Source organism: Streptomyces sp. CNH287, from assembly GCF_000424825.1.
Map to the genome: position 1 here is coordinate 1 of NZ_AUKQ01000046.1, position 2,085 is coordinate 2,085.

Sequence of the window (2,085 nt, forward strand, 5' to 3'; positions counted from 1 at the left end):
GTGGCTGGGCGCGCTGTTGGGTGTCTGAGGGTACGGGCGTGAGTCTGTGTTCTTGGTGCCGGTCCCGGTGAACTTCAGCTTCGGCTGGGGGTGGTGGGTGGCTGGTTGTTGTTTGAGAACTGCACAGTGGACGCGAGCATCTGTGGCCAAGTTTTTAAGGGCGCACGGTGGATGCCTTGGTACCAGGAACCGATGAAGGACGTGGGAGGCCGCGATAGGCCCCGGGGAGTTGTCAACCGAGCTTTGATCCGGGGGTGTCCGAATGGGGAAACCCGGCAGTCGTCATGGGCTGTCACCTGCACCTGAATGTATAGGGTGTGTGGAGGGAACGCGGGGAAGTGAAACATCTCAGTACCCGCAGGAAGAGAAAACAACAGTGATTCCGGGAGTAGTGGCGAGCGAAACCGGATGAGGCTAAACCGTATGTGTGTGATACCCGGCAGGGGTTGCATGTACGGGGTTGTGGGAGTTGTCTTTGATCGTTCTGCCGGACGGTCGGTGAGTCATAAATTGTGTGTGTAGGCGAAGGGCATGCGAAAGGCCCGGCGTAGAGGGTAAGACCCCCGTAGCTGAAACATGTGCAACTCATCTGATGGCCACCCAAGTAGCATGGGGCCCGAGAAATCCTGTGTGAATCTGGCGGGACCACCCGTTAAGCCTAAATATTCCCTGGTGACCGATAGCGGATAGTACCGTGAGGGAATGGTGAAAAGTACCCCGGGAGGGGAGTGAAAGAGTACCTGAAACCGTGTGCCTACAAGCCGTGGGAGCGTCGCCGTACATGCTTGCATGTGCGGTCGTGACTGCGTGCCTTTTGAAGAATGAGCCTGCGAGTTTGCGGCATGTTGCGAGGTTAACCCGTGTGGGGGAGCCGTAGCGAAAGCGAGTCCGAAGAGGGCGTTTGAGTAGCGTGTTCAAGACCCGAAGCGGAGTGATCTAGCCATGGGCAGGGTGAAGCGGAGGTAAGACTTCGTGGAGGCCCGAACCCACCAGGGTTGAAAACCTGGGGGATGACCTGTGGTTAGGGGTGAAAGGCCAATCAAACTCCGTGATAGCTGGTTCTCCCCGAAATGCATTTAGGTGCAGCGTCGTGTGTTTCTTGCCGGAGGTAGAGCACTGGATAGGCGATGGGCCCTACCGGGTTACTGACCTTAGCCAAACTCCGAATGCCGGTAAGTGAGAGCGCGGCAGTGAGACTGTGGGGGATAAGCTCCATGGTCGAGAGGGAAACAGCCCAGAGCATCGACTAAGGCCCCTAAGCGTGTGCTAAGTGGGAAAGGATGTGGAGTCGCAGAGACAACCAGGAGGTTGGCTTAGAAGCAGCCATCCTTGAAAGAGTGCGTAATAGCTCACTGGTCAAGTGATTCCGCGCCGACAATGTAGCGGGGCTCAAGCACACCGCCGAAGTCGTGTCATTGCAGCATGTACCCCCAACGGGGGCTGTGATGGGTAGGGGAGCGTCGTGTGCCGGGTGAAGCAGCCGTGTAAGCGAGTTGTGGACGGTTCGCGAGTGAGAATGCAGGCATGAGTAGCGATACGCACGTGGGAAACGTGCGCGCCGATTGACTAAGGGTTCCTGGGTCAAGCTGATCTGCCCAGGGTAAGTCGGGACCTAAGGCGAGGCCGACAGGCGTAGTCGATGGATAACCGGTTGATATTCCGGTACCCGCTGTGGAGCGCCAAACATTGAATCAGGCGATGCTAAGTCCGTGATACCGCCCTGATCTCTTCGGAGTTGAGGGGAGTGGTGGAGCCGATGAACCGGACCTGTAGTAGGTGAGTGATGGGGTGACGCAGGAAGGTAGTCCAGCCCGGGCGGTGGTTGTCCCGGGGTAAGGGTGTAGCCCGTTGTGCAGGTAAATCCGTGCAACATACAGGGTGAGACCTGATGCCGAGCCGATTGTGGTGAAGTGGATGATCCTGTGCTGTCGAGAAAAGCCTCTAGCGATGTTTCATGGCGGCCCGTACCCTAAACCGACTCAGGTGGTCTGGTAGAGAATACCGAGGCGTTCGGGTGAACTATGGTTAAGGAACTCGGCAAAATGCCCCCGTAACTTCGGGAGAAGGGGGGCCACACCTGGTGAG

General features: G+C 57.5%; 1 rRNA gene. It reads left to right on the plus strand.

The features are described from left to right. Positions 1 to 144: 144 nt before the first annotated feature. A 23S ribosomal RNA gene (locus tag H299_RS0123665) occupies positions 145 to 2,085 on the plus strand; the annotation flags it as partial.